A 25,295-nucleotide genomic window follows, 5' to 3' on the forward strand; every position below is an offset into this window, starting at 1 on the left:
GTTATATTGTTAGTCAAATCGTTAGCAAGAACTATCTTGTATAATGGTAATCCATCACTATCATTTGAAACAAATGAAAGTTTGGCTCTACTATCTTCAGGTTTCCAGTCAGAAAGGACAACCCTAGTGTCTGAAGCTAATTTCAGACCACCAATACTTCCAACTATTCTGATATCATTCGTGAAATTATTGATAGAGTCTATTAGGTTAGTAGCACCTGGCAAGAGTTTGACAACTATCTCTATCTTTGGTCCTGTCCATACATAACTTTGACCACCACCATCACCAGTTCCTCCATCTTGCTGAGGAGCTGGACTACAAGAAACTAGGCTCATACTTAGAGCCACAGCTGCAACTAAAAGCAGCGATAAAAGTATCTTAGCGTACTTCATATATACCTCCATGATTGCGATTATAAAACAAAAATTTTTATCTTTCAACTTTCTACCATAAATAATATACCTCAGTTTAAAAAAAACCATAAAATCTATGGTAAAGTTATAACAATCATATCAGATGCATCTATTATTCTGTTGTATATGATGTTAGACTGTCTAACGGGGTTATTAACTACTATGTCAACAAATCTAGAAGTATTTGTGTTATTCCCATCACTTGCAGCAAAGTTATATAAATCTGGATACAAAGGTATAATGTCTCTTAAATGTCCGTTCACCGTCGGACAAGGTGAGTCAAGTCCATAATCTTCCCATCCTTGAACACCTATGAAAACCCACCACTTCTCTCCAGAGTTAGTAAGATCACCTACTCTAGGTATCCTAAAAGCAATAGTAGTATTGCTTGAGAGAAATCCTATACTACCTTTAAATATATCGTTAGTCGTTATAGATGCTAATCTATTAGTAGGAGAAGTTGTCCAGAAATTGTTCACTATCCATACCCCACCTGAATTAGGTTTGGTAGGACCTATAACCGCAGCACCATAGTATAACTGAATATTTGTCGTAAATAATCTAGCAGACAACTTGCCAGTAGCACCCCCTGAAGTACCAGCACCATCATTAGGTGAATGAAAACCAACATTTGTTACAGTAGGATTACTATTTGTTTTTCCAAAGAATATTGCAACATTTGCAAACAACCAACCACCATTGTTTTTTGCCACTTCTTCTGAACCATACTGCTTACTCCTCATTGCGAGATAGACATATATGTAGTTAGCGTCAGCAGTTATCTTCCATTCATTTACATCATATATACCTGGCCTATACGCAGTTCCATAGGCAATATTACCGTACCCATTATCATCAAAAGCAGGGTCAACTCCACTTGCTAGTACTGTACCAATAATAGGTATACTCGGATGAATATTCACCGAATTAGAGAAAGATATAAATCCTGGATCTTCTCCAGGCCTCAAAAAAGTGCCATAAACTGGCTGATTACTTTCAGGTTTAGTAACAAGAAAATCAGCAACCATCTGACACCCTGATAAATAAATAGCAACGAAAGCAATCAAAATGTATAAAAATTTCTTCATACAATCCTCCCACTAATAATATTATAATGAGGGGATAAAAATCCCCTAAAAATGAACATCTAGTTCAACTAATCCCACAATATTGTACTTGTATCCAAAATACTCCAGAGGAGTTCTAAAGTCTCTCTTACCTTGTACAGCATACCCTATCTCTCTAGGATTATCAGCAATAAACCCATCAAGGTATATTCTCAAGTGACCTAAAGGATTACTAAACTGCAGATCAACAAAGCTGTGATATCCTTTGACAGGCCAATCTGGCGACAAATCACCCATTACTGGATACAAATCCTGTATGTTATCGTTTCTGTATACAAAACCTATACCCGCTCTAACTAGTTTAGTTAACTGATAGTAGAATGACAACCTGGGCAAATGACTCGTATAGATGAAACCATATACAAACTCACCAGTTCCACCCATACCTGCCCTTACAAGATGTTCAGGAGCAAATGGCCACCAGTTTTTGGACTGATTGTAAAGATAGTCCAGTTTAATTTCTAGCCCATTACCTATATCAAGGTTATACTTAACAAAAGCATAGCCTCTAATAGCATATGGGATAGTGTATATTCTATTACTTTGACCAGAAATAACAATCCACTGTCCATTAGTATACCCCAACGGCAAAATATTGTAGTTAGAATGAGTAAAGCCCCAGTATGAAAACTCGCCGTGTATGGTTAGCACATCCAAAGCCCACTCTACGATTCCTGTGCCTCCTATCCAACCACCACTTGATACACTCTCCCATACCGGATTACCACCTTCAGCAAAACCATACTTTTGGAATGGAGCAGCATCTTGTGGATAAGGATGAGCACTCTGATTACCGTACATTTCTAGAACATCTTGTATCTTAGCATTTGCATAATCTCCTCTAGCAGCCATTATTGAATAGTAATTAGATACAAAGAATCCTTGTAGCGTTAGATTTATACCCAAACCAATTATATTGTTAAACTTTACAGTAGGAACCAAAAACATACCTGAAACATCATTTGTACCCGAAGGAATACCTGCACCACCATCCGAAAGTTTCTTTCCAGTTAAAGGATCAACACCCTTTTCAAACCTAGATACACCTCCTTTCAGTGATAAATCAAGATCAAATAAACCTGAAAGTTTCAATACATATCTTATTTGAGAACTAAAAGCACTGTTAGCAAACCTAACAACTGCATCGTAAGCGTTGTTATCATTCTGAGAACTAAGCTCATAATCTGTATACACATATCCCGAAGCAAAAAGATCAAAATCATTAATACCTATCCATTGTAGTGGTTTAAGAAATACTTTACCGGCTATAACATGATCTTTGACAGTAAAATTACCTAAAGACCAGTTTAATCCCAACCACGGGAATGGGTAAAAAACACCTAAATGATAGGAAATACTCAAAAATTCTGTTGAACCATCCACAAAAATTCCCTTGAACTTATCTCTGTCAGGATAAGAAGCAGCTCCAACAGTCCAAGCGTCCACACTAACATCATAGTTACCTATGGATACATAATCAACTGTTGGTATAGGTTTAACGAATTGGAATCTGAAAGACTGGAAGTCCAAAGGAACATACTGAGGTCCTCTATTGTCTCTATTAAAGTTGCCAGTCCATATATCCCATCTAGAATCAGATCCCCACCATGTTTCTAGTCTAGCGTAAAAATTAAGTATTTCTGTAAATACCTTACCGTAAAATTCCAAAGTAAATCTAGAATATATAGCATTATCGTAATGAGCTTCAGGAACAAAAGTTGTATTTAAACCTCCACCACCAAACCCTGATGCTTGTTTAGCCATAGGTGGATTGGAATCATATAAATTGGGATACCATTGAGCATTAACACTTCCAGCAAAAGTAAAATTATCTGATACATACTTATCTTTAGGAGCTGGTGGCTTAAGCCTCTCAGATATTGCCTTAGCAAATTTATAATATCCTATTGGGGGTTTCCATTGTTCCGTTTGATCAATAAATACCATCGGTACAACTGCTTTTACATCTTGTATTGGATTAGGATAAGATTCCCAAACATTCAGTATTTCAAATTGATCTTTTGCTTCTTGAAGTGTTCCTTTAGCAGGCCATACAATCATATCAACAAACTCTGGATCCCCCCAGTAATCACTACCACCACCCCACCTATGTAATCCTCTGTATTCATTGACATTTCTTGTCAAAACATCTTCAGGATCAGGGAAACCTTCATTAGACTGCGAGAAAATCTGGAATCCCCACTTGGTTATATCTTTATCGGGTGTCAAGTCAAGATCCTTCTTCGAAACAACAGCAATTATTGTTCTACCAACACCTTTTATAACTCTAGGTATCACGACATCTTGAGCCATATCCTTTGCTTTAGAATTAACTTCTATCTCAACTCTTGCTCTAGGTTGAGGTGAAACTATGATAGCTTTCTCCCATCCTTGATCCGGTGGGAAATATATGTTAAGTCCTGGTATTGATCTCAAGTACCCAGATCCCGGCAACCTATCCTGATCAATATAAATTTGGAAATGCTGAATGTCAAAATCCGCTGCCATTCCCCAGTCCTGCTTAAGATCAGCGTTAACAGTTATCTTGAATGTAACATTCTTATCATCCATCGCATCTATCTCAACCTTAATTATGTCAAATCCACCGATAACATACACCGGATGAGTAGGATAAGTATAGTAACCTGGTCCTTTATCATCTCCTACTGGATCTAAGAAAACTATTTTCGCTTGATCAGGCCTCTGGCCTTTTTCTACTACGTTGTTCTTAAACCCAGCACCCTCAGGATTTTCTCTAACCCCCTCCATTGATGGTGTCGGTCTCTGAAAAGCAGTACCAACTGCCTCTTCATCTTCCTGAGCATGCAAAAATGGAAGGAATAAACTAAAAATTGTTATTAACGCTATCGCAAACCTAATCAACCTCATAACATGCCCCCTCATATTCAATAGTGAGTATAAATCAAACAAAAATCTTTGTCAATAAAAAAAAGTTCCTTCACTAATATGTACCAAAATCAAACGCACTTGTTGAAAGCAAACTTTTGTTTATTTACCATAATTTAAGTCGGGGGTGCTCAAGTCATGAAGTTTATGAGATGGTTAGCAATACTAATTGTTATATCCATGATCCTAATAGTTTATGGTTGTGGAATCAACACTGAGGAAATCAAGATAACATTCAATTATCCCAGAAATCTTGAAGTTATAACAAACCAAAATATACAGATTAACCTAACCATAATAGGTGCAAAAACTTCAGATACAATAAAAGTGTTACTCAATGATTCAATAATACATCTATCAAAAGCGAATAAAAAAAGCATAGTTGTTGATACTCTGATAGTAAGCAAAACCAACACTCTCATATGTGTAGTAGAAAGAGATGGTAGCATAATAAAAACAAATTCAATAAGATTTACTTTCATCAAACCTACTACTCTCGTAAAAACAGAGAAGAAAATATCATACAAAACGATCAAAGCAAAGTACATCAAGAAATATGAAGAGATAAAACCTGAAATAGTATTACCTGAAATAGAAGAAGTAAGAGAAAGCGAATATATATACTCGGTTAATCTAGAGGTAATCGATGAAAAAAATCTTGACTACTTCAAAGACAACATAACAATAACTTACAATGTCGAACTACATAAAGAATATCAACCAAAGGCCTTGGAATATTTAAAAGCAATATATCTCGAGATTCAAAATGAAGTAGGTCAGAAACTAATGTCAGATACAACAAAAGAACCAGGTGCCACAATAGAAATAGACATATCTTCATTACCAACAGGCATTTATGTATTCACAGTCAGAGCAGAGGATATAAAAGGTAAAGTTTATGAATCTTCTAAATGGATTAAAGTTGACAAAACTGCACCAATAGCAGAAATTCAGGGAATTACAAATAACATTATACTTCGAGGCAACTTTGAATTTCTGTCAAAGTTTAGGGATGAAGGAGTTGGACTAGACAACTACTATGCCAGTATAAGCAACGAGAGAATAAACTTCAAAAAGGAAAAGGATAACATTATCTTCAGCTTCGATACCACAAAATTTAAAAACGGCAAATATGAAATATCAATAGTGGCAACAGACAAACTAGGTAATACCTTCAAAACAAATTACTCTGTTATCATAGACAATTGGTTTGAAGAAATCGTCGATAGGAATATAGGATCAGGGTTTAACATTTCGTCGTTTTTAGATAGTGAAGACAATATACACATAGCATACTACAACATAACCTCCAAAAACCTATACTATGGTTTTCTGAAAAAAGGTAGTAAAAATTGGGTCCTGGAAATAGTTGATAAGGAAGTAGACACTGGTAAATATCCTTCAATATTTGTTGACAGATTTAATAGAATACACATATCCTATACGTACATAAATGAAAGATGGGATGACGAGGATCTACGATATGCTATTAAAGAAAGTAAAAACTGGAGAATATCAACACTTGATCAGCAAGATAAATCAGGTAGGTATACAAGCATAGTAGTAGATAGTAGAGGAATTCCTCATATCTCATATTACAACTACACTGTTGGTAGCCTCAGATACATAACGTACAACATACAGATGAATAGATGGGAAGTATCAGTTCCAGATAGTTATGAAAATGTGGGAAGTGACACAAGTATAGGTATCTTTGACGATACTATTCATATAGTTTATCTAGATAACGGAAATGGAGATCTTAGATACTGTAGAAAAGGTATCTACGAAACTGACGCTGGATGGAGGTTTGAAACCGTTGATTCCGAAGGGAAGGTTGGTTATTACGCCAGTATGAAAGTAGACAATCAAGGAAACCTACACGTTGCTTATTACGATTCAACCACAAAGGCATTAAAGTACGCCATAAGATCAAAAGGCAAATGGACGACATACTTAGTTGATGCTAAAGATGATCCAGGAAGATTTACATCTATATTCGTTGACAACGAAGGTAAACCTCACATATCTTATTTCGTACAATCGAAGAGAGAAATAAGATACGCATACTATGACGGTGAAAAATGGAACATACAAGTAGTCTCTAGTGGTAAAGCAGGAGGATATTCTTCAATTTTAGTACTTGATAATAAACCTTTAATCTTTTTCTACGACGCCCAATCAAATAACCTAAAACTAGCAAAAAAGTAAGAAAACTATATCTAAGCAAACTATCAAAGAATCTAGTGTTATTTCTTTGACTTCAAAAACATCTTATATTCAGAATGATTGTATGTTAATGGTTGTATGTTTAGGATCTTAGTTATCTTATTATCCATAATACTACTTTACTCTTGCGGTATAGATGTTCCAGAATTGGAAGTTAAATTAAGACCCCCTATGGGATTAGTTGCATCTTTCACTGAAAACGATACCGTAAAAATACAGTTTTGGGGATTTAATGATGAAGATTACTTTTCTGGATATGTAGTTTTTGTTTCAGGATACTATAATGATATCGCAGATATTTCAAAACCATTGTCAGATAAACCTAAAATACCAGATAATCAAACTGGAGTACTACCAACATTCTCCATCCAACCAACTTCAGAACCAAAATTATACACATTTGAATTACCACTCACAACAAGAAACGAAAAAAATGAAATAGTTTTCATAAGAAATCTTGAATATTATATAGCAGTCGCATCTTATTCATCATCTAAGAAAATATTTAGTCCACTGAGTAATATAACAAACGTCGTTTTAACTAACTAGCAAAGAGAGTACTTCTTTCATCTTACTCATAGGAGCACCTATTATACTGTATACATCTCCATCTATTATTTCAAAGAAATTTCTAGCTCTTTCTATTGCTATACCCCCAGCCCATGTAGTAACAGGATTTTCTTGAATATATCTCTCTATCTCATCGTCAGGTACATTTTTAAAATAAACAGTTGAGAGATCATAGTCATTTATCGTAACGTTAACATCAGAAATATATATAGAATAAGATGTTATTATCTCTTGAAAGTCACCTCTATAGGAATAAAACCATTCTCTGGCTACCTTTTTATCTTTGGGTTTTTGTTTTATCTCTCCTTGATGAACCACAATAGTATCAAAGGTAAACAAAACAAATTTATCCACATCAATTATTTTTGATCTTATATCAACATTCTTAACATACGAAAGATACATTGATAACATTATAGGATCGTTCTTATATGCTTTCAGCTTCTCAGAAACAACATCTTCATCTACATTAGATACAATCACATCAAATTTCTTAAAAAACTTACTGAATATTTCTCTTCTACCTTCCGAAGCACTACCCAAAATCACTCTGTAATCGCTTAACACACATTTATTATATTCACACAAGTAAATTAAATACAATTTGAAAGAAAAACTTTTAATATCTCTAGATCAACTACAAGTCCATGTTTTCTCAACACACCAAGGTACACAAATCATGCTACGAGTACTAACCTTTGAATGTTTTTAGATATTAAGGTGTAATGATAAACTGTTTTTCTCAGCAAACAGTAATTCTTGTAGATTCTAACTTCTATTAGGGTGGGGTTTTTCAGTTTGAATTTATTTGCAAACTTGTGTTATATTATATATCTATGCTTAAGAAGTTAGTCATTGGATTTCTTGGAATTATTCTTGTTTTTCACATTCTTTTCGTATTAATTTCTTCAGTATATGTATTATACCTCAAATATAACAATCCTAAAACAACACCCCTTATGGAGTATAGAAAGAGAGAACTAGGAATCAAGGACATAAAACACACCTATGTACCACTAAAGAGAATTCCAACAAGAATTTTAAGAATGGTTCTAATAGCAGAAGACTATAATTTTTACAGACATAAAGGTATTGACATCGAAGGTATATTTTTGGCAATAAACAAAAACTTAAAAGTAGGTAACATGAAATATTACGGTGGCAGTACTATATCTCAGCAGACTGCTAGGACTATGTTTTTATTACCAAAAAAGAGCTTTTTTAGAAAGTACTTAGAGCTGATAATAACCATGGAAATGGAACTAATACTCGGTAAAGACAGAATAATAGAACTATACCTAAACTACGCTGAATGGGGAAAAGGAATATTCGGTATTGCTTCAGCAAGTAAACACTTCTTCAAAAAAGATGTAGGAAATCTATCTTTTGAAGAAGCAGTTAGATTAGTTGCTGTATTACCAAACCCTAGGATTTATTCTCCTTTCTCCATATCAAAACTCGTAGAAAATAGAGTCGAACTTATAAAAAGATATTACAACGATTAGGGAGATAGAAATGGGATTTTCTTGTGGAATAGTAGGCCTTCCTAACGTAGGAAAATCAACTTTATTTAACGCTCTAACTAAAGCAAGTGTACCAAGTTCAAATTATCCGTTTTGTACAATAGAGCCTAATGTTGGTGTTGTTGAAGTTTATGATGAAAGAATTGATACATTATCAAAGCTATCAAACTCTCAAAAGAAAACTTATGCAACTATAAGGTTTGTTGATATAGCAGGTCTCGTCAAAGGAGCAAGTAAAGGTGAAGGTCTAGGCAACCAATTTTTGGCAAACATAAGAGACGTTGACGCAATAGTACAAGTCGTTAGATTATTTCATGCATCAGATGTAGTACACATAGGAGACATAGATCCAATAAGAGATATCGAAATAATAAACACTGAACTTATCCTAAAAGACATCGAAACACTTGAAAAAATTATCGAAAAACTCTCAAAAGTTGCAAAAAGTGGTAACAAAGACGCTCAAAAAGAACTCGATGTTTTGCAAAAATTGTACAGAGAAATGTCTGATGGAAAGTTGGCTACAAACGTAGTAAGCAAAGATGAAAAAGAAACAGTCTCAAAGTACCAATTATTAACACTCAAACCTATGCTAATTGTTGCTAACATTGATGAAAAATTCATAGGTAAAGAAAACGATGATAACAACTTTGTAAAACTGAAGGAATATGTTGAAAACACTTTAAAAACGGATGTTATAGCACTCTCAGCTAAGATAGAAAGCGAAATTGTAGAATTACCAGAAGAAGAAGCAAAAGCATTCTTAAATGACTTAGGACTTAAGTTAAGTGGGTTACAGAGACTCGCTATTGAAGGGTATAAAATACTTGACCTTATAACATTCTTTACAACTGGTGAAAAAGAAACTAGAGCTTGGACTATAAAAAGAGGGACTAACGCTCAATCATCAGCAGGTAAGATACATTCTGACATGGAAAAAGGATTTATAAGAGCCGAAGTTATAAATTACGAAGAGTTTGTAAAAATAGGATCTTGGAATAAAGCAAAAGAAGAAGGTAAAATACGACTCGAAGGTAAGGATTATATAGTACAAGATGGAGATATAATGTTTTTCAGATTTAATGTATGAGAGGGTTTATGGAGAGAATATTAATCGAACTTTTGGGAATTACAGCAGGAACTTTTACAACTACATCTTTCATACCTCAACTTGTAAAGATACTAAAAACCAAATCAGCAAGAGATCTTTCACTTGTTATGTTTGTAGTATTCACTATAGGAATATTACTCTGGCTTATATACGGCATACTAACAGCATCACTTGCTATAATATTTGCAAATAGTATCACGTTAGTAATCGCATCCACTATACTACTTCTCAAAATAAAATATGACAGAACAGTAAACGAAAGATAGCTACCTAAAGTTCTCTATAAATAACAAAATATGTTTTATTTTCAGAAATCCACACTCCCATAGGAAATTGGGTTACATAAAATCAATCCATTATAACTTTTTAACTCTTTTTGACTTCAAATTTCTGACAAATGTATTACCAAACCTATGAGCTTCATCTCTAACTCTCTGAAGTAATCTCAAGGCATATGAGTTTCTAGGTAGAAGAATCTCTCTGCCATCTTTTGTTACTATTTTTTCTTCTTCCTTTGCTAAAGCAACTATCGGTATCTCTAACTGAAGTTTCTCAAGAGATGATACAGCAGAGTTAAGTTGTCCTTTCCCACCATCTATGAGTATCAGATCTGGCAATACTCCATTTTCCTTCTCTCTCTTATATCTCCTAAAAACAATTTCTTTCATCATTCCAAAATCATCTTGCCCTTTAACAGTCTCTATGTTGAAAAGTCTATATCCTTTCTTGAAAGGCATACCATCTACAAACCTAACACTAGCTCCAACAGCAATCTCATCACCATAGTTTGCTATATCGAATCCATCTATAATCGAGACATTCTCTAACTCCAAAACTCTACATAACTCTTCAATCTCTTTATCTTCCATTTCAAATCTTGAGAAATGTTCATTCAGTATTATGATAGAGTTTTTCTTTGATATCTCAATCATTCTCGTATCCGCTTCATCAATAGGACTCTCCACTACAGTTTCGAGATAAACTGATTTACTTATCTTGTTAAAAAATTCCTCTACTTTACCAACTATCTCTACATCAGCACATATCCTTTTAGGTAAAACTACATTATCATCTTCAAAATACATATTTAGCAAAAACTTTTCCAAAGGATCTTCTTCCTCATCTTTTCTCAAAGTTATACTTTGCTTACCTAAAAACCTACCATTAACTACATGCGCAACATAAAAGTTTATAAGTTCACCCATCTCCGAAAATGACAAATAATCTGTATTGATATCTTCACAAGTATTAAACACAAACTGTTTTTGATTTTCTAACTCCTTTAGCACAAAAATACTATCTCTCAGGTGAGATGCTTTCTCGAAATTCAATTCTTTAGCAGCTTCTTTCATACGATTTTCAAGATCTTTTATTACTACTTCTACTTCACCCTTGAGTAATCTTTTTGCATTACTAGCATCCCTAGAGTAATCCTCTAAGGATATCTTACCTATACAAGGAGCTGAACATCTATCTATATAGTAATTCAAACAAGCTTTCTTTGGCATCATTTTACAGGTTCTTATTTTAAAAACCCTCTGAATTATATCTACTAACTTGTAAGGTAAATTATTGTCAGTGTAAGGACCAAAATATTCATAGTTACTGCTAGGCTCGTACTTTCTAGTAGCTATTATGTAAGGAAACTCATCTTTTGACATCTTAATAAAAGGATAAAACTTACTATCTTTCATTAATACATTGTACCTTGGTTTATGTTTTTTGATTAGATTTGCTTCAAGTATAAGTGCTTCAGTTTCATTATTCACAACTATGTAGTCTATTTTGTGAATTCTATTAACTAGATTTTGAATCCTTTTAGAATGATTTTTTGAGGTAAAATAGGAAGATATTCGGTTTCTTAAATTTTTTGATTTTCCTACATATATAACCTCTCCTGTTTCACTATACATTATATACACGCCTGGTGTTTCTGGTATATTCTTCAAAAAACTTTTGCTAATCATAGGGTATATTATAATATAATGTTTGTTAGCGATAAATTAAATAAGTTTGAAAAAATCTACCTTAAAAAGCCATTACATGATGAGTATCGTATCAATAATCACTCCAAACAAGTAAGTACAGAAAACAAATATATTAAAATCTTACCACCCGAAGTTTAATATTCCACCGTATAGCTTAAACAAAACCTAAAGTAGGTAGAAAACCTAAAATCTACGATCAGCAAACTATGGCTTTGTCTATCCTCTCTTACTCCTTTTTCGACACTCCCTTAAACTCCTACCATTGTTCAGAAAATAAAGAATGAAAAAATCTACTCAAAGGTTAGAAAACCCATATTCCAGAAACTCAATCTTCCTAAGACATCCAAAAGTAACTGTTCGTAAAAGCTTGAAAGGGATCATACTTTTGTGTTATACGTATTTGTTTTATCTAAGTCAAGAAGTTCGAAGAATTTTTCTACCCAATCCTCATCTTCTAAAAACAAAACATGGTTTTCTATATACTTATCTTTTGAAGGAAGAAATTTCGTTCCATATTCTAGTTTATTGTGTGGAGTTTGGGAAAGGATAAAGGATTCCAGTATTACATTTTGGTTAAGTTTCTTTTCCAATTCTTTAATATCTTTGCTAAACTGTATCTTTTCGTTATTTAGATCCTTTGTATGCTCTAAACCTTTCGGGTCCACAAATACAATTGTCTGTTTTTTGCCTTCTTTTATCCACATAATAAAGTCTGGATAAAACTTTGCCCATCGGAGTTGGAAACCAACTCCAGAAAACGGATAGTTTCTTAGGAGGTAAATTTCAATATTTTTGAATTCATCCTTGTGGTTTTTTATGTAATCTCTTAATCCTTTTATAAAATTTTTCTCACTTTCTACTAAACCTTGAGGCGAAATCTTGTCTATACTCTTGTTTTGAATCAACAATGGCACATACAGAGATTTATCAAAATAGATACGCGGTAAATTTCCTGTTTCACTTTCTTGAAGCAATTTGTTTAAATTTTTCGCAAGATTCTTTAACTCTTGAATTAATTCATCTTTTTTTCTATCTACTTGCACAATATAACTTCTGGATTTATTAGGAAATGGTAGTTCTTTCATATTTTCACATCGTAGATTCTCTGTCTCAAACATCTTTGCATTCTTCTGATAGAATAAATCAATGTATTTTTTGATAACTATTAATGCTATATCTTCAACACGCCTTATATCTTCGTAGTTTTTAATGTTAAAAGCTTCTGGTGTAGCAAAAATTTTATACTTGTCTGATGAAAGAAGGTTTTTTATATCTTCTTCTGTGAAGATTAAATTCCAGTAATTTCTCTGGTTTTTGAATTCAATTATTTCCTGCCAAATATGTTCCCAGTCTAATAGGTCAATAAGGCTTTGGAGTTTAGGTCTCATATCTTGAGCTTCTACTTCTACACTCCCAGCTTCTATGTTTGGTTTTTCTTCTCTTCCTGATTGATGTAAAGAAACTTTTGGAAGAAGGTCAACAGTGCAGTGAATCTCTTTGCTAATTTCCAGTCTCAAGACTTTTTCTTCAGCAAAATCCTTTTCAGGTTTGGAAAGTATGTAAAGACTACACCATTTACATTTGTACTGAGGATATATGGGTATCTTAATTGTTTCAAATTCTACATCTTCTTTTCTTATAGCATCCAAGAATTTATTGAGATAATCTGCTTTAATTCCGTAAATGTTTAGGGTTTCTAAAATTTGAATCTCTGGAGATGCACCACTTCTTTTAAGAGACATATTTTTACCTTTAAGCCTTACCCCTCTACCGAATAACTGTATAATTTGTGGTCCCTGACCTGTCCCAATATTTAAAAGTCCCATTGAAGAAACACGCCAAGTATCCCATCCTTCAATAAACTTCTTTGAACCTATGAGTATGTTAATTTTTGAGTCTTCTTCTTTTATCTTGTCAAAAAGAGAGCCTGAAATTACATCCTGAGAAACAGTAATCCCCCTTACTTCTAATTGCCTTTTAAAGGCTGAGACGTTGCCAATGTTTATAACCCCAAAATAATCATTCTCTCCGACCTTTAAGCCAATCTCCCCTTCAGCATTTTTTAACTCATATAAACCCAATACTCCAGTTCCACCAAAAACCTTTTTATAGATATCATCTAGATTAATTTCTCTTTTTCTTAGATACCGGAATTTGTCTCTAAATACATCTTCACCTTCTTCATCTTTTAAACCGGTTCCACCATCTATTATGTTATCTATCCATTTCTTTACTAATTCTTTTTCTTTGATAACTCTATTTATGAATTCCACAATTTGAATAACATCGGATTCCTCTTCTTTTCCTGTTACAGTCGTGCCTACAAAAATCCAGAGAGGTTTTTCAAGATTGTATTCTTTTGCTAGGTGTTTGTTTTCTTCATAAACAAGAACTTGCTCATAAAAAGATAAAAGATTTGCTACAAACATCACTTCCTGAAAGTTATCTATGTTGTTTGATTTTGCTACGTTTAACACCGAAAAGTCTTTACCATATCCATCAAGATAAAAATATTTGTAAGAATAATCAAAGATTATTGATTTTGCGTATTCTTGGAGCGTTTTCTTATCATCTTCACTTAAGATCTGACCAAAAGTAGCACTGTATTCAAAAACGAAGCCGTCTTTTGCAAGTTGGTTTCTAAGTTTTGCCCATTTTTGATCTTCTGATTTTCTCCCTTTATGACCTTCATCAACAAAAACTAAATTCTTACCCTCAAAAGCATCAACCTGAATCGTTAGTCCTCCACCTTTTTTCTCCTCAACGATCTTGGTTATCTCTATCACCAAAACCTCATTATCCCATTTTATACCACCATTTAAACTTCCTCCATAAAGTCTGCATTGAATCCCGCTTTTTTGTAATTCCTCAAAGTGCTGTCTTGATAAACCCTCGTTCGGAGTGATAAGAATAATGTTATCAGGAGAAAACAGTTTGTATTCAAGAAATTGATAATAATTTATGTGCATTATCAGTGTCTTACCCGAGCCAGTTGCCATCCAGAAGGCAAGCTTTTTAAGGTCATTTTTTGTGAACTTAAAGTCATTTTTCGTGAAGTTATCTATATCTATGTTTTTGTTTTTTTTGTAGCTTCCAAGGAACTCGTTGAGATTATTCAAAAACTCATCCCTTCTATTTTTTAAATTATCCAGAACAATTTCTGTAAAAAGAACTGCGAGGTATTGAAAATATTTCAGGTTTATCTGTCCTCTTTTTTCACTGATCTTTTTAACATAGGATTGGATATTTGTATCGTATCTCAAGAGTGTATCTTCTGGAATTTCAATTTTTCCAAAGGATGAACGCAAAACATTAACAACTGGTCTTGATTTACCCAGTAGAGTTTTACTTCTTCACCGTTGTAAGGAATTGCGTATTTGTGCCCCTTTATGGAATAGCGATACTGCGGAATAAAATCTCCTTCTTCGTAATAGCGAGAGAAGAAGTTATAAAGGTTGTTGAAAACTTGTGATTTTATTTGGTCGATTTGTTCTATCTCTTCTTTCTGTACCTTAACTTTCATATATTCTTTGGCAAAGGACTTATTTTTGAACTCATCTTTGATTTCACCTGTAGGGGTAAAAGCGTTTTCACCAAGATTTTTAATGACTTCTTCTTTTGCTTTTTCAATCTTCTTATTTATTGTTTCCAGTCCTTCACTTTTGTGTTTTTTAAAAGCCTCCTCAACTATATTTTTAAGGTCTTCATCAATAAATTTCTCAATTTGTTCTCTTTTGTAATTCAAAATTCGGTATATCCCGAAATCTAAGTCAGATGAATCAAATTGGAAAATATTTTCCAACAAGCTTTGAAATTTTTGGATAGTATCCATAATTAATTATACCCTCCATTTTTAACTATTATATATTCACTTTTCCACTCCACACAAAGTAAGAATATCATAGTTGCATCCCTAACATAGTAAATAAAAGCAACCTTACAACGTCATAACGATATTATTGCAGATTTTAATTCTTCTATTCCCTCACCTGTTAATGCAGAAACAGTTTTAAAATCATAACCCTTCCTAGGTAGCGATTTTTTTATTTCTTCAATCATATCAGGTATCTTCCTTATTTCCTCTTCGTCCATTAAATCTATCTTATTCAAGACTACAAGTTTTATTTTTTTTATCAACTCCCTATTGTAGTTCTTAAGCTCATTTACGAGTACCTTTGCCTTTTCTTGTGGTTTGTCAACGATATCAAGAACCAGTATTATTGTCCTAGTTCTTTCAACATGTTTAAGGAATTCAATACCAAGCCCCACACCAAGGTGAGCATCTTCTACTATTCCCGGTATATCTGCTATAATTACCCTCATGTGTTGATATGATAATACTCCTAACACTGGTTCTACAGTTGTGAAAGGGTAGTCAGCTACTTTTGGAGTAGCACTAGTTAGTTTTCTTATTATTGACGACTTACCAGCATTTGGATATCCAACCAAACCTATATCTGCTATGAGCTTAAGGTCTAGTATTAACTCCCTTTCTTCTCCTTTTTCACCTTTTGTATATTGAGTAGGCGCTTGATTAGTAGAGCTTCTAAAATGCCAGTTACCAAGTCCTCCCTTTCCACCTCTTGCTACAACAAACCTATCAACATTAGTCATATCAACTATCAGTTTATTTGTGTTAGCATCAATAACCTGTGTACCTTTAGGAACTTCTATTATAACATCTTTACCATTTGCACCATGACACTTTCTACCACTACCATTTTCGCCGTTTTGAGCTCTAAAAACTTGATTATCGTAAATATGAGATAGCGTAGACAAATTAGGATTTACAACTATTATACAATCACCTCCCTTTCCACCATCCCCACCATCAGGTCCACCCTTAGGAACGTACTTTTCCCTTCTAAACGATACACATCCATCACCTCCTTTACCAGCAATAACCTTTATTCTTACCATATCCTTAAACATAATTCGACTCCTAAAAGCTTAAAAAGTATTAAGCTTATACTACCAAATTTTCCAAAAACTCCATTACCCATTAATTAAAGCCTAGAGACAACTAGAAGTTTTTGCAAACTATAAAATAGCATTATTCAAACATCCACTATCCAATTCAAAAACTAACACCTAAGACTTGAAATCCTCGTGAATTATGAGAACAAAAAAAGCAAAAAAGATTCATCTAACGGTAATTATAAAATATAATCACTTCGTTAGTTTGACTGATATTCCCTCCAAAATCTTCAAGCCAGAGTTTTACGTCAGTTTTGTATGATTCTAGGCTAAGGAAAATATGTTTAAAATTATCAAAAACATTCTCAACAAATGTCCTACCATCAAATGAGTAGTATATACTCTTTACACCACTACCATACTCTCCATCCGAAACTTCAACAAAAATTCTAACGTCTTTCGAATTTGCCTTAAAAGAATTTTTACCTATTATACTAGCACCCTCTACATCAATTCTTATAAAAGTAGGTTTTTCTCTATCCATGATAGAAGGCAAAACTCTAAAAAAAACATCAGCATTCGTATAGTTTCTCTCTAGATCAAAATATACTACACTACAACTATAATCCCCCTCAGGTAAATCCAAATAAACTGTCTCGTAAGGTGAAATAAGAGATTCTTTATTCATCGACACTAACGGTAAAATATTAGTCATCAAATTCCCATCTCTACTAACAGTAAGATAAGAGTTATCTTTGTTTACACCATTAACATCTACCGGATCAGTCCACTTTATCCGTATCCTGTTTGTTCTATAAAAAACTGAATTATTTGTTGGATTTAGAATTCTAAAATAAGGTGGAGTATCATCAAACCTTACTCTAGTTTTCAACTCACTATTCCCTACCCTTATGACATAGTCACCTTCGCTTGTGAAAGTATACTCAAAAATATTCAAACCTACAAATTTTTTTGAAGGATACGATTTGACTATATTTGTTATATTCTTGTCTAAATTTATAACCATTCCTTCATAAGGTAATTTATGAATGAAAAAGAACTTAAAAGGATTTGCCTTAGAATACCTAGGTATCTCTATACCTTTCATATCTTCAAACAACAGTATAGGCTGTTGCATGATATTTTCTATCAGAAAGACTATATTCGTTTTAAAGATCACCCTTCTGTCTTCAAGTATTAAGAAACTAATACTATCTTGATTTTTCGATAAACTTAACACTATGGGAACAAATAAAACTATCTTGCTATCAGATATCTTCCTAAAAATTACATTTTCACCTATGGTAAATTCTTGCTTTTTATTTCTTAAATTCACTGTCAATTTTAAGTCATGTTTATGTGAATGATTTGCATCTCCAACTTTATAGTCTAACTCTATCAAGAAGACAGGATTTTGTGGAATACTGTTTGTGTAATTAATTATTCTAAAACTATTTACAAAAAATGATTGTCCTTGAGAGTGAGAACAAACATAACTTATCGAAAAGAATAAAAGGCTAAAAATCACAAATTTACTTCTCATAGTACTAAGTATATCTATACTAAAGATATTATTACAACTATCGAAGAAACAATAAGTTGAATTTGATTAAAACTAATTTCAAGAATTCTTTGTATGAAGAAATTTGATGTCAAAGAGACAAATTTGGAAGGGGTTGTGATAATAGAGCCAAAGGTTTTCAAAGATGAAAGAGGTTTTTTCTTGGAGAGTTGGAATGAGAAAGTTTTCCAAGAAATAGGACTAAACTTTAAATTTGTCCAGGATAACCATTCCAGGTCTTTGAAAGGTGTGATAAGGGGATTACACTTTCAAGACCCATTTCCCCAAGGAAAACTTGTAAGAGTCGTAAGGGGAATGATATTTGATGTAGCAGTAGATATTAGGAAAGGTTCTCCAACATTTGGCAAATGGGTTTCAGTGTACCTGTCCGATGAAAATCTAAAAATGCTTTATATACCAGAAGGATTTGCTCACGGATTTTTGGTAGTATCAGATATTGCAGATGTACTATATAAAACAACAGAATTTTACTACCCAGAGTACGATAAAGGTATAGTATGGAATGACAAGGATATAAACATAAAATGGCCACTAGAAGAATTTGGAATAATAAACCCCATAATATCAACAAAAGACTCTAATCTACCAAGACTAAGGGATATACTATGAAACTAGAATATGTGTTAGCTGTATTTTTAGGAGGTGGACTAGGATCAGTTTTTAGATACATACTATCATACTACACAAACTTAACATTCAATATAGTCTTCCCGATAGGAACACTAGTAGTTAATTCTATAGGCTCATTTTTGATAGGTTTTTTGGGATACTTATTCGAAATCGCAATAATTTCATCAGAAATAAGAGTATTTCTAACGATTGGAGTGATGGGTGGCTTCACAACGTTCTCAACATTCTCACTCGAAAACTTCAACCTACTAAGGGACGGTGAAATAAAACTTTTCCTAATTAATGTATCTTTATCAGTATTACTAGGAGTGATGTTTGTAATAGTAGGACATAGTCTAGGTGAAATCATATTTAGGAGGAAGGTATGAAGCTATCTGGTAAAGCACTATTACTCAGAATATTCATAGGAGAAAGCGATAAGATAAAAGGTAAACCTGTTTACGAAGAGATCGTAATCAAAGCAAAAGAATTAGGTATAGCAGGTGCAACAGTAATAAGAGGAATTATGGGATTCGGTCCTACTAGTAGAATACATTCAGCTAAAATACTCGAACTTTCAACAGATTTACCAATAGTAGTAGAAATAGTTGATACTGAAGATAAAATAAACTCACTTTTACCTCTGATAGACGAATTAGTCGAAGGTAAAGGTGGATTGATAACATTAGAGGAAGTAAAAGTTATAAGATACATTCACGGAGATAACAAAAACTCAAAGTAAGTAATTAACATCGAAAATTTTCAAATCTTTTACAAAAAGTCCTCAAAATTGTAAAGTATAATAAAAACTAAAACCAGGTATTGGAAAGACATTTAAATTTTCACCACCTATGATATACCCTTCTACCCTAAAAACATCAAAAAATTCAACTCCCACATTTGCAGATACTAAATTTTTTGAATAATTCGAGAGAACTTTATATTCCAAATCACCAGAAGAAAAGACGTTAGCAAAAAACCTAAAATTAACTATAAACTTAAACCACTCTGTCATAGATGATTCCATATAAACTGGAACAACTAAATGAAAAGCATTTATGTAGAACCATAAATTGTTTGATTTTTCTGAAAGATATAGATAACTCACCCCAAGCCCTGTTGCAAATCTATTCTTGCTCGATTCAAAAGCTGAAATCTTTATATCAAAAAGAGAACTTATAGAAAAGAAATTATCATCTGGAATTCCATACGATATAAAATTGCCTACCTCAATGCCAAAGAAATTTCCCTTAACCACCCCTTTCCTAACATGCGAAGAAAAGTATCTCGTATAGTTTGCTATCCCTACTGACAATTCTCTGCCGGATATTGAACTAGCATCTGTAGTTGGACTTATAACAGCAAATCTTACACAAGAAGACACAAAAATCTGTGTAATGAAAACAATAACAAAAATAAACCATCTCATGCTATACTGAGTTTTTTTATCCTGCTAACCGCTTCTTCTATTCTATCGTCTGGTGCAGTCAGAGATATTCTAAAGTACCCCTCACCATAATCCCCAAAACCATTACCTGGTGTGACAACAATGCCAGCTTCTTTCAAGAATACTGTAGAGATCTGTTTTGAAGAAAAACCTTTAGGATTCTTAACCCATACATAAAAAGTGGCACTGGATGAATAAACTTCAAATCCAACATTTTTTAGCATATCCACAACTTTTCTCTTCCTTCTTGATATTATGTCTCTATTGCTTTGAATATACTTATCCATATCTGGTTGTAATGCTCTTATACCTGCTATCTGAATAGCATTAAATACTCCAGAATCAACATTTGATTTTACACTCAAAAGGCCTTTTACTATCTCAGGATTTCCGATAGCAAAACCTATTCTCCAACCTGTCATATTAAAAGTCTTTGAAAGTGAATGAAACTCAATAGCAACATCCTTCGCACCAGGTACGTTGAATATACTTACAGGTTTATGATTTCCATCATATATCTCTGAATACGCCAGATCAGAACAAAGTATTATATTGTTTTTCTTAGCAAACCACACTGCTTTTTCAAGTTGCTCGTAAGTTGCTACTGCTGATGTTGGATTATTTGGGTAGTTTATAAACATGAGTTTAGCTTTTCTCAAAACCTCGCAAGATATCTCGTCAAAATTTGGGAAGAAGTTATTCTCTTCTTTTAACGGCATCTTGTAAGGAGTTGCCCCTGCTAGTATGGTAGCAGAATTATAAACAGGATATCCAGGATCAGGAACTAGTGAAATATCTCCTGGCTCAAGAAAAGCCCAGTGTATGTGCGCTATGCCTTCCTTTGATCCTATGAGTGCTATAATTTCCGTTTTTGGATCAAACTCAACACCAAATCTTCTGTAAACCCATTCAGAAACTGCTTTCCTAAACTCAATCATACCTGCGTAAGAAGGATACTTCTGATTAGATGGATTCTTAGCAGATTCATAAAGCGCCTCAACTATTGGATCCGGAGTAGGAATATCAGGATCTCCTATACTCAAATCTATAACATCAACACCTTTTTCTACCATTTCTCTCTTGATTTCATCTATCTCAGCAAAAAGATATTTAGGAAGCTTCGAGAGATTACTTGATATTTTACTCTTTATATCCAACTGCTGACTCATCATATCCTCCTATACCAATGATTAAAAAAACATAAAACTAAATCACGTCCTATTAACCTCTGGTCGATAGAAATTATAAAAAACACCTACTCCATACTATCAATCAAACCCAAAAGTCACCCGAGAGATTAGAAATCCTAATCTCTAAACGCCTTTAAAGCCTTAGTAGGTTTACCATCATTTTTCCAAATACTCATAGAATATCCACTCCATATTTCTGCTCCTTGAGGTTCCCAATACAAAACCCCTATTCCTTTCTTACCAATCACACTTCTAACACCATTTATCAAAGATACTAAAATATCATAAGTTTCATCTTCTCTGTAATAAAAGTGTCCTGTCTCTACAACCATAACATATTTTCTGTACAATCTAACCATTTCATTCATATTAGATATAAGCATAGGCAAAGTTTTTCTCCAATCTCCAGCCCAATAAGGATAATAAGACATACCTATCACATCGTAGTCTGTAAAATATCTATTAAGATTACCGAAAAACCACTTAAATAGCTCTACATCATGCCCTTTCGCAAGATGTATAACTACTAATGTTTTAGGACTTACCTCTCTGACTGCTCTCACTCCAAATTTTATAAGTTCTGCTAAATTTGAAAAGTTTGTATAACTACCATCAGGCCACAACATACCAGAATTTATCTCATTACCAATTTGCACAAACTCTGGATAAATACCCCTACTAGCAAGTTTAATCATAACATCCTTTGTGTATTCATAAACTTTAGTTTTTAATTGATCAAAAGTAAGATCTTGCCAATTTTTGGGTTTATACTGCTTTGATGGATCAGCCCAACTATCACTATAATGAAAGTTTATCATCAAATATAAACCCTTTTTCTTAACTCTAACTGCCATATCAACAGTTTCATCAACACTACAATGTCCATTGATAGGATCATTACTCGGATTAACCCACGTACGCAACCGTATTGTATTCATTCCATTTTCCTTGAGTATGTCGAGTAAATCCATTTTACTACCACTAAAATTGTAAAACACAAACCCACTTTGTTCCATCTGTGGAAGCCAAGAAACATCAGCTCCTTTGAAAAATACTTTACTTCTAAATCTTGCTACTCCTTTAGAGATATTTTGTCTACTAGTAAAATCAACACATCCAAAAACAAAAAAGAAAGATAACAAAATCACAAAAATTCTCATGAGAAAATTATTAATGATAGCAATAAAACCTAACATCAATAAAAACATTACTTTACCAAGTACAACAACAAAACTTTAACTTCCTATCAGGAATTTGATCATCTGTTAGCTTTAAATTCTATTCGGCTGCAACGTAAAAACTTTAAACTCGTATTACGAAAAAAATAAAATTACTAAAGTAGTACCAAACTTCTCAAACAAATTAGAAAAATGCAAAAAAAATACCCAAAGGACAACCGTATGAGTAATGATAGCCATATATGTACAAACAACAAAATCGTGATAGATAAAATTGAAATATTACCTTTTCAATCTATACTCAAACAACCTTCAAAAAATACAATACAAATAAGTATAAACGAAGATACAAACATATGGATTTACAACAACAACTTGAGTTCAGTTCAAAAGAGAATAACACTAAAACAATTAAAGTTTTTAACGAAATTATTCGATTTCTTTTTAAATTATCAGAACTCCAAAAACCAAAATCCAAAGTTTATAGCATCAAAATCTTACCTACCTGTAGAAGTTTCTGAATACCTGCTAAACTGTAGCGAACTGACAAATTTAATGTCTAAGTCATCACCCTTAAACCTCGTAAAAAAGGTTATTGAAAAAGTAACACTAAATTTTTCCGACTGCTTCACAGTATCATTTTTTTCTCTTTTCAACTTTAAAGAATACCAAGAATACAACAAAATCCAACACTACCTAGCAAACTACAAACAAATAAATAGGGAGATTCTAAATCTGTTCAAAGTGCTTATGAAGAAAGAAATAGTAATAATTAGCAACAACCTAGTTGGTGACACAATCATAAACACAATAATACCAAACCAAAAAACCCAAAGAAATATTAAGGTAATACATTCAAATTCATATTTAATACCTTTACAAAAAATAAATATATTTGATCTACTTATGGTTTACTACGTATCATCTTCCTTTGAAATAAAGGACAACATAGTTGTAGGTAGAATATCCAAAAGAAAACTATCATCTTTATCAAATGCAAAAATCCTACAAGAAATAGAAAGCGTGTTAAAAAGGTTAAAAGTATCGAGTAAAAATGTCAAGCAACACTGATACTTAGTAGAATTAAACTTGTAACACTACTCATGAGTACAATGAGTAAATAGACTCTTGAAATACAAATTTTATAAACTTTCATACAATATGAAGATAAAGTTCTGTGGTTTCAGAAGGATAGAAGATGTAAAATTTGCACTAAGTCTTGGAGTTGACCTAATAGGGTTTATATTCTTCAAAGGTAGCAAGAGGTTTATCAGCCCTGAAGAATTTGTGAATATTTCTAGAGAAGTAAAAGGTAACTTTGTTGGCGTTTTTGTTGATGAAGATATTGAAAAGGTATACAACACTTATAAGACTTACGATCTTTACGCAGTACAACTACACGGAAATGAAGATGAAGATTATGTAAAAAAACTTTCAAGCCAAGATATTAAAATAATAAAAGCATTTAGGTTAAAAGACAAAGACTCTGTAGATATCATAAATAGCTATCCAAGTGAATACGTACTAGTTGACGCTTATGTTGAAGGGAATTATGGTGGAACAGGGAAACAGATTAACCTTGATCTACTAGATTATCTTTTCACAAAAATAAAAACAAAGAAAATATTTCTATCAGGTGGCATAAACAAAGATAACATAAGTAGAATTATCAAACTCTTTGGTAGATACCTCTACGGCATTGATCTATCAAGCGGAATAGAAGAATCTCCTGGCATTAAAAACCATAAACTCATGAGAGAAACCTACGATACATTCAAAAGTTGTCTAAACCAACTAAATATTTAACACAGTCCTTCTAGAATGTATTTACCATCTATTGAACCTAGAATACTTTCAGAAGCTCTTTCTGGATGTGGCATCATACCAAGTACATTTTTAGTTTTGTTGAAAATACCTGCTATGTTATACACAGAGCCATTTGGATTTGTATTTTCATTAACAACACCAAACTTATCTGAATATTGAAATGCTATTTGTTCATTATCCAGTACAGATTTTATGTCATCTTCTGTTAAGTAATAGTTTCCTTCACCGTGCGCTATAGGTATCGTTAGAATCTGATTGAGTTTGTACTTATGAGTAAATATTGTCTGATTATTAAAAACCTTTATAGTTTGATACTTACAAATAAACCTTAATGTTTTGTTTCTCAAAAAAGCACCTGGTAACAATCCTGCCTCAACTAGTATTTGAAACCCATTACATATACCAAGAACTGGGTATCCTTTATCAGCCATTTTCTTAATCTCCGACATTACAGGAGAAAACCTAGCAAGTCCACCTGCTCGTAGATAATCTCCATATGAAAACCCTCCAGGTAAAACAATTGCCGTTAGATCAGATAAATCAGTCTCAGTATGCCACACATACCTAACATTTACTCCTATAACATTCTTGAGTACATTATAGGTATCAATGTCACAATTCACTCCTGGAAAAACTACAACTCCTACTTTCTTCATAGCTCTAATAATGTTAAATAA

Annotated in this window: 23 protein-coding genes; 10 read left to right on the forward strand and 13 right to left on the reverse strand. The window is 33.0% G+C overall.

Going from position 1 to position 25,295, the window contains the following annotated elements:
- The 3 genes from N2712_02045 to N2712_02055 form a co-directional block, all read right to left on the reverse strand.
- Nucleotides 1–392 (reverse strand): hypothetical protein (locus N2712_02045; GenBank protein ID MCX8028755.1); only part of this gene is annotated, 392 nt, incomplete at its 3' end.
- Nucleotides 393–487: 95 nt separating this feature from the next.
- Nucleotides 488–1,501, reverse strand: coding sequence for a hypothetical protein (locus tag N2712_02050; protein MCX8028756.1), 1,014 nt, complete (start codon nt 1,499–1,501; stop codon nt 488–490).
- A gap of 45 nt (nt 1,502–1,546) precedes the next feature.
- Nucleotides 1,547–4,429 carry a hypothetical protein gene (locus tag N2712_02055; GenBank protein ID MCX8028757.1) on the reverse strand — a complete coding sequence of 961 codons (2,883 nt, stop codon included), beginning with the start codon at nt 4,427–4,429 and terminating at the stop codon, nt 1,547–1,549.
- A 156-nt stretch (nt 4,430–4,585) separates the two neighbouring features.
- Between N2712_02055 and N2712_02060 the strand changes: the two genes are divergently transcribed.
- Entirely contained in the window at nt 4,586–6,658 is a 2,073-nt protein-coding gene (locus tag N2712_02060) for a hypothetical protein (GenBank protein ID MCX8028758.1), read from the forward strand.
- A 96-nt stretch (nt 6,659–6,754) separates the two neighbouring features.
- A complete protein-coding gene (locus N2712_02065) occupies nt 6,755–7,225 on the forward strand; it encodes a hypothetical protein (protein MCX8028759.1) in 471 nt (156 codons plus the stop codon).
- Here N2712_02065 and N2712_02070 read toward each other — a convergent pair.
- On the reverse strand, nt 7,214–7,813 hold the full coding sequence (locus N2712_02070; GenBank protein MCX8028760.1) for a Maf family protein: 600 nt from the start codon (nt 7,811–7,813) through the stop codon (nt 7,214–7,216). The two genes, N2712_02065 and N2712_02070, sit on opposite strands and share 12 nt — an antisense overlap.
- Before the next feature lie 269 nt (nt 7,814–8,082).
- Here N2712_02070 and mtgA point away from each other — a divergent pair, with 269 nt between their 5' ends.
- The 3 genes from mtgA to N2712_02085 are packed head-to-tail and all read left to right on the forward strand — an operon-like array spanning nt 8,083 to nt 10,146.
- The gene (gene mtgA, locus N2712_02075) at nt 8,083–8,751 is read left to right on the forward strand and encodes a monofunctional biosynthetic peptidoglycan transglycosylase (protein MCX8028761.1); all 669 of its coding nucleotides are present in this window, start codon (nt 8,083–8,085) and stop codon (nt 8,749–8,751) included.
- Between the two features lie 10 nt (nt 8,752–8,761).
- Nucleotides 8,762–9,859, forward strand: coding sequence for a redox-regulated ATPase YchF (gene ychF, locus N2712_02080; protein MCX8028762.1), 1,098 nt, complete (start codon nt 8,762–8,764; stop codon nt 9,857–9,859).
- Nucleotides 9,860–9,867: 8 nt separating this feature from the next.
- Entirely contained in the window at nt 9,868–10,146 is a 279-nt protein-coding gene (locus tag N2712_02085; protein ID MCX8028763.1) for a SemiSWEET transporter, read from the forward strand.
- A 90-nt stretch (nt 10,147–10,236) separates the two neighbouring features.
- Here the strand turns inward: N2712_02085 and uvrC are convergent, their stop codons facing one another.
- The 5 genes from uvrC to N2712_02110 form a co-directional block, all read right to left on the reverse strand.
- Nucleotides 10,237–11,847, reverse strand: a complete 1,611-nt coding sequence (gene uvrC / locus N2712_02090; GenBank protein MCX8028764.1) for an excinuclease ABC subunit UvrC — start codon at nt 11,845–11,847, stop codon at nt 10,237–10,239.
- A gap of 398 nt (nt 11,848–12,245) precedes the next feature.
- Nucleotides 12,246–14,987 (reverse strand): DEAD/DEAH box helicase family protein, encoded by a 2,742-nt coding sequence (locus N2712_02095; GenBank protein ID MCX8028765.1) that lies wholly within the window; start codon nt 14,985–14,987, stop codon nt 12,246–12,248.
- 140 nt (nt 14,988–15,127) lie between these two features.
- The gene (locus tag N2712_02100; protein MCX8028766.1) at nt 15,128–15,700 is read right to left on the reverse strand and encodes a hypothetical protein; all 573 of its coding nucleotides are present in this window, start codon (nt 15,698–15,700) and stop codon (nt 15,128–15,130) included.
- A gap of 113 nt (nt 15,701–15,813) precedes the next feature.
- Nucleotides 15,814–16,800, reverse strand: a complete 987-nt coding sequence (obgE, locus tag N2712_02105) for a GTPase ObgE (GenBank protein ID MCX8028767.1) — start codon at nt 16,798–16,800, stop codon at nt 15,814–15,816.
- 214 nt (nt 16,801–17,014) lie between these two features.
- Nucleotides 17,015–18,328 carry a hypothetical protein gene (locus tag N2712_02110; protein ID MCX8028768.1) on the reverse strand — a complete coding sequence of 438 codons (1,314 nt, stop codon included), beginning with the start codon at nt 18,326–18,328 and terminating at the stop codon, nt 17,015–17,017.
- Between the two features lie 93 nt (nt 18,329–18,421).
- On the opposite strand from N2712_02110, the gene rfbC reads away from it, so the two are divergent.
- From rfbC to N2712_02125, 3 genes are read left to right on the forward strand one after another with little or no spacing between them, the layout of a single operon-like run.
- Entirely contained in the window at nt 18,422–18,976 is a 555-nt protein-coding gene (gene rfbC / locus N2712_02115) for a dTDP-4-dehydrorhamnose 3,5-epimerase (protein ID MCX8028769.1), read from the forward strand.
- A complete protein-coding gene (gene crcB, locus N2712_02120) occupies nt 18,973–19,365 on the forward strand; it encodes a fluoride efflux transporter CrcB (GenBank protein ID MCX8028770.1) in 393 nt (130 codons plus the stop codon). The genes rfbC and crcB overlap by 4 nt, the downstream gene beginning before the upstream one ends.
- Complete coding sequence (locus tag N2712_02125; GenBank protein ID MCX8028771.1) at nt 19,362–19,718, forward strand: DUF190 domain-containing protein; 357 nt, start codon at nt 19,362–19,364, stop codon at nt 19,716–19,718. Before crcB ends, N2712_02125 begins: the two co-directional genes overlap by 4 nt.
- A gap of 42 nt (nt 19,719–19,760) precedes the next feature.
- On the opposite strand, the gene N2712_02130 is transcribed toward N2712_02125, so the two are convergent.
- From N2712_02130 to N2712_02140, 3 genes are all read right to left on the reverse strand, one after another.
- Nucleotides 19,761–20,405, reverse strand: a complete 645-nt coding sequence (locus N2712_02130; protein ID MCX8028772.1) for a hypothetical protein — start codon at nt 20,403–20,405, stop codon at nt 19,761–19,763.
- Nucleotides 20,402–21,592, reverse strand: coding sequence for an LL-diaminopimelate aminotransferase (locus N2712_02135; protein ID MCX8028773.1), 1,191 nt, complete (start codon nt 21,590–21,592; stop codon nt 20,402–20,404). The genes N2712_02130 and N2712_02135 overlap by 4 nt, the downstream gene beginning before the upstream one ends.
- A 137-nt stretch (nt 21,593–21,729) precedes the next feature.
- A complete protein-coding gene (locus tag N2712_02140) occupies nt 21,730–22,773 on the reverse strand; it encodes an arabinogalactan endo-1,4-beta-galactosidase (protein MCX8028774.1) in 1,044 nt (347 codons plus the stop codon).
- 240 nt (nt 22,774–23,013) lie between these two features.
- Here N2712_02140 and N2712_02145 point away from each other — a divergent pair, with 240 nt between their 5' ends.
- Both N2712_02145 and N2712_02150 read left to right on the forward strand, forming a co-directional pair.
- Nucleotides 23,014–23,862: a hypothetical protein gene (locus N2712_02145; protein ID MCX8028775.1), complete on the forward strand. Its 849-nt coding sequence runs from the start codon at nt 23,014–23,016 to the stop codon at nt 23,860–23,862.
- Between the two features lie 90 nt (nt 23,863–23,952).
- Nucleotides 23,953–24,597 carry a phosphoribosylanthranilate isomerase gene (locus N2712_02150; protein MCX8028776.1) on the forward strand — a complete coding sequence of 215 codons (645 nt, stop codon included), beginning with the start codon at nt 23,953–23,955 and terminating at the stop codon, nt 24,595–24,597.
- On the opposite strand, the gene purQ is transcribed toward N2712_02150, so the two are convergent.
- The gene (gene purQ, locus N2712_02155; protein ID MCX8028777.1) at nt 24,594–25,274 is read right to left on the reverse strand and encodes a phosphoribosylformylglycinamidine synthase subunit PurQ; all 681 of its coding nucleotides are present in this window, start codon (nt 25,272–25,274) and stop codon (nt 24,594–24,596) included. The genes N2712_02150 and purQ overlap by 4 nt on opposite strands.
- Nucleotides 25,275–25,295 lie beyond the last annotated feature (21 nt).

The organism is Brevinematales bacterium (assembly GCA_026415355.1).
In the GTDB taxonomy this organism is placed as follows: Bacteria; Spirochaetota; Brevinematia; order DTOW01; family DTOW01; genus SKYB106.

Coding starts and splice junctions, on each gene's coding strand:
- N2712_02050 (MCX8028756.1), bottom strand. CDS start 1,501: ATGAAGAAATTTTTATACATTTTGATTGCTTTCGTTGCTATTTATTTA.
- N2712_02055 (MCX8028757.1), bottom strand. CDS start 4,429: ATGAGGTTGATTAGGTTTGCGATAGCGTTAATAACAATTTTTAGTTTA.
- N2712_02060 (MCX8028758.1), top strand. CDS start 4,586: ATGAAGTTTATGAGATGGTTAGCAATACTAATTGTTATATCCATGATC.
- N2712_02065 (MCX8028759.1), top strand. CDS start 6,755: ATGTTTAGGATCTTAGTTATCTTATTATCCATAATACTACTTTACTCT.
- mtgA (MCX8028761.1), top strand. CDS start 8,083: ATGCTTAAGAAGTTAGTCATTGGATTTCTTGGAATTATTCTTGTTTTT.
- ychF (MCX8028762.1), top strand. CDS start 8,762: ATGGGATTTTCTTGTGGAATAGTAGGCCTTCCTAACGTAGGAAAATCA.
- N2712_02085 (MCX8028763.1), top strand. CDS start 9,868: ATGGAGAGAATATTAATCGAACTTTTGGGAATTACAGCAGGAACTTTT.
- uvrC (MCX8028764.1), bottom strand. CDS start 11,847: ATGATTAGCAAAAGTTTTTTGAAGAATATACCAGAAACACCAGGCGTG.
- N2712_02100 (MCX8028766.1), bottom strand. CDS start 15,700: ATGGATACTATCCAAAAATTTCAAAGCTTGTTGGAAAATATTTTCCAA.
- obgE (MCX8028767.1), bottom strand. CDS start 16,800: ATGTTTAAGGATATGGTAAGAATAAAGGTTATTGCTGGTAAAGGAGGT.
- N2712_02110 (MCX8028768.1), bottom strand. CDS start 18,328: ATGAGAAGTAAATTTGTGATTTTTAGCCTTTTATTCTTTTCGATAAGT.
- rfbC (MCX8028769.1), top strand. CDS start 18,422: ATGAAGAAATTTGATGTCAAAGAGACAAATTTGGAAGGGGTTGTGATA.
- crcB (MCX8028770.1), top strand. CDS start 18,973: ATGAAACTAGAATATGTGTTAGCTGTATTTTTAGGAGGTGGACTAGGA.
- N2712_02125 (MCX8028771.1), top strand. CDS start 19,362: ATGAAGCTATCTGGTAAAGCACTATTACTCAGAATATTCATAGGAGAA.
- N2712_02130 (MCX8028772.1), bottom strand. CDS start 20,405: ATGAGATGGTTTATTTTTGTTATTGTTTTCATTACACAGATTTTTGTG.
- N2712_02135 (MCX8028773.1), bottom strand. CDS start 21,592: ATGAGTCAGCAGTTGGATATAAAGAGTAAAATATCAAGTAATCTCTCG.
- N2712_02140 (MCX8028774.1), bottom strand. CDS start 22,773: ATGAGAATTTTTGTGATTTTGTTATCTTTCTTTTTTGTTTTTGGATGT.
- N2712_02145 (MCX8028775.1), top strand. CDS start 23,014: ATGAGTAATGATAGCCATATATGTACAAACAACAAAATCGTGATAGAT.
- N2712_02150 (MCX8028776.1), top strand. CDS start 23,953: ATGAAGATAAAGTTCTGTGGTTTCAGAAGGATAGAAGATGTAAAATTT.
- purQ (MCX8028777.1), bottom strand. CDS start 25,274: ATGAAGAAAGTAGGAGTTGTAGTTTTTCCAGGAGTGAATTGTGACATT.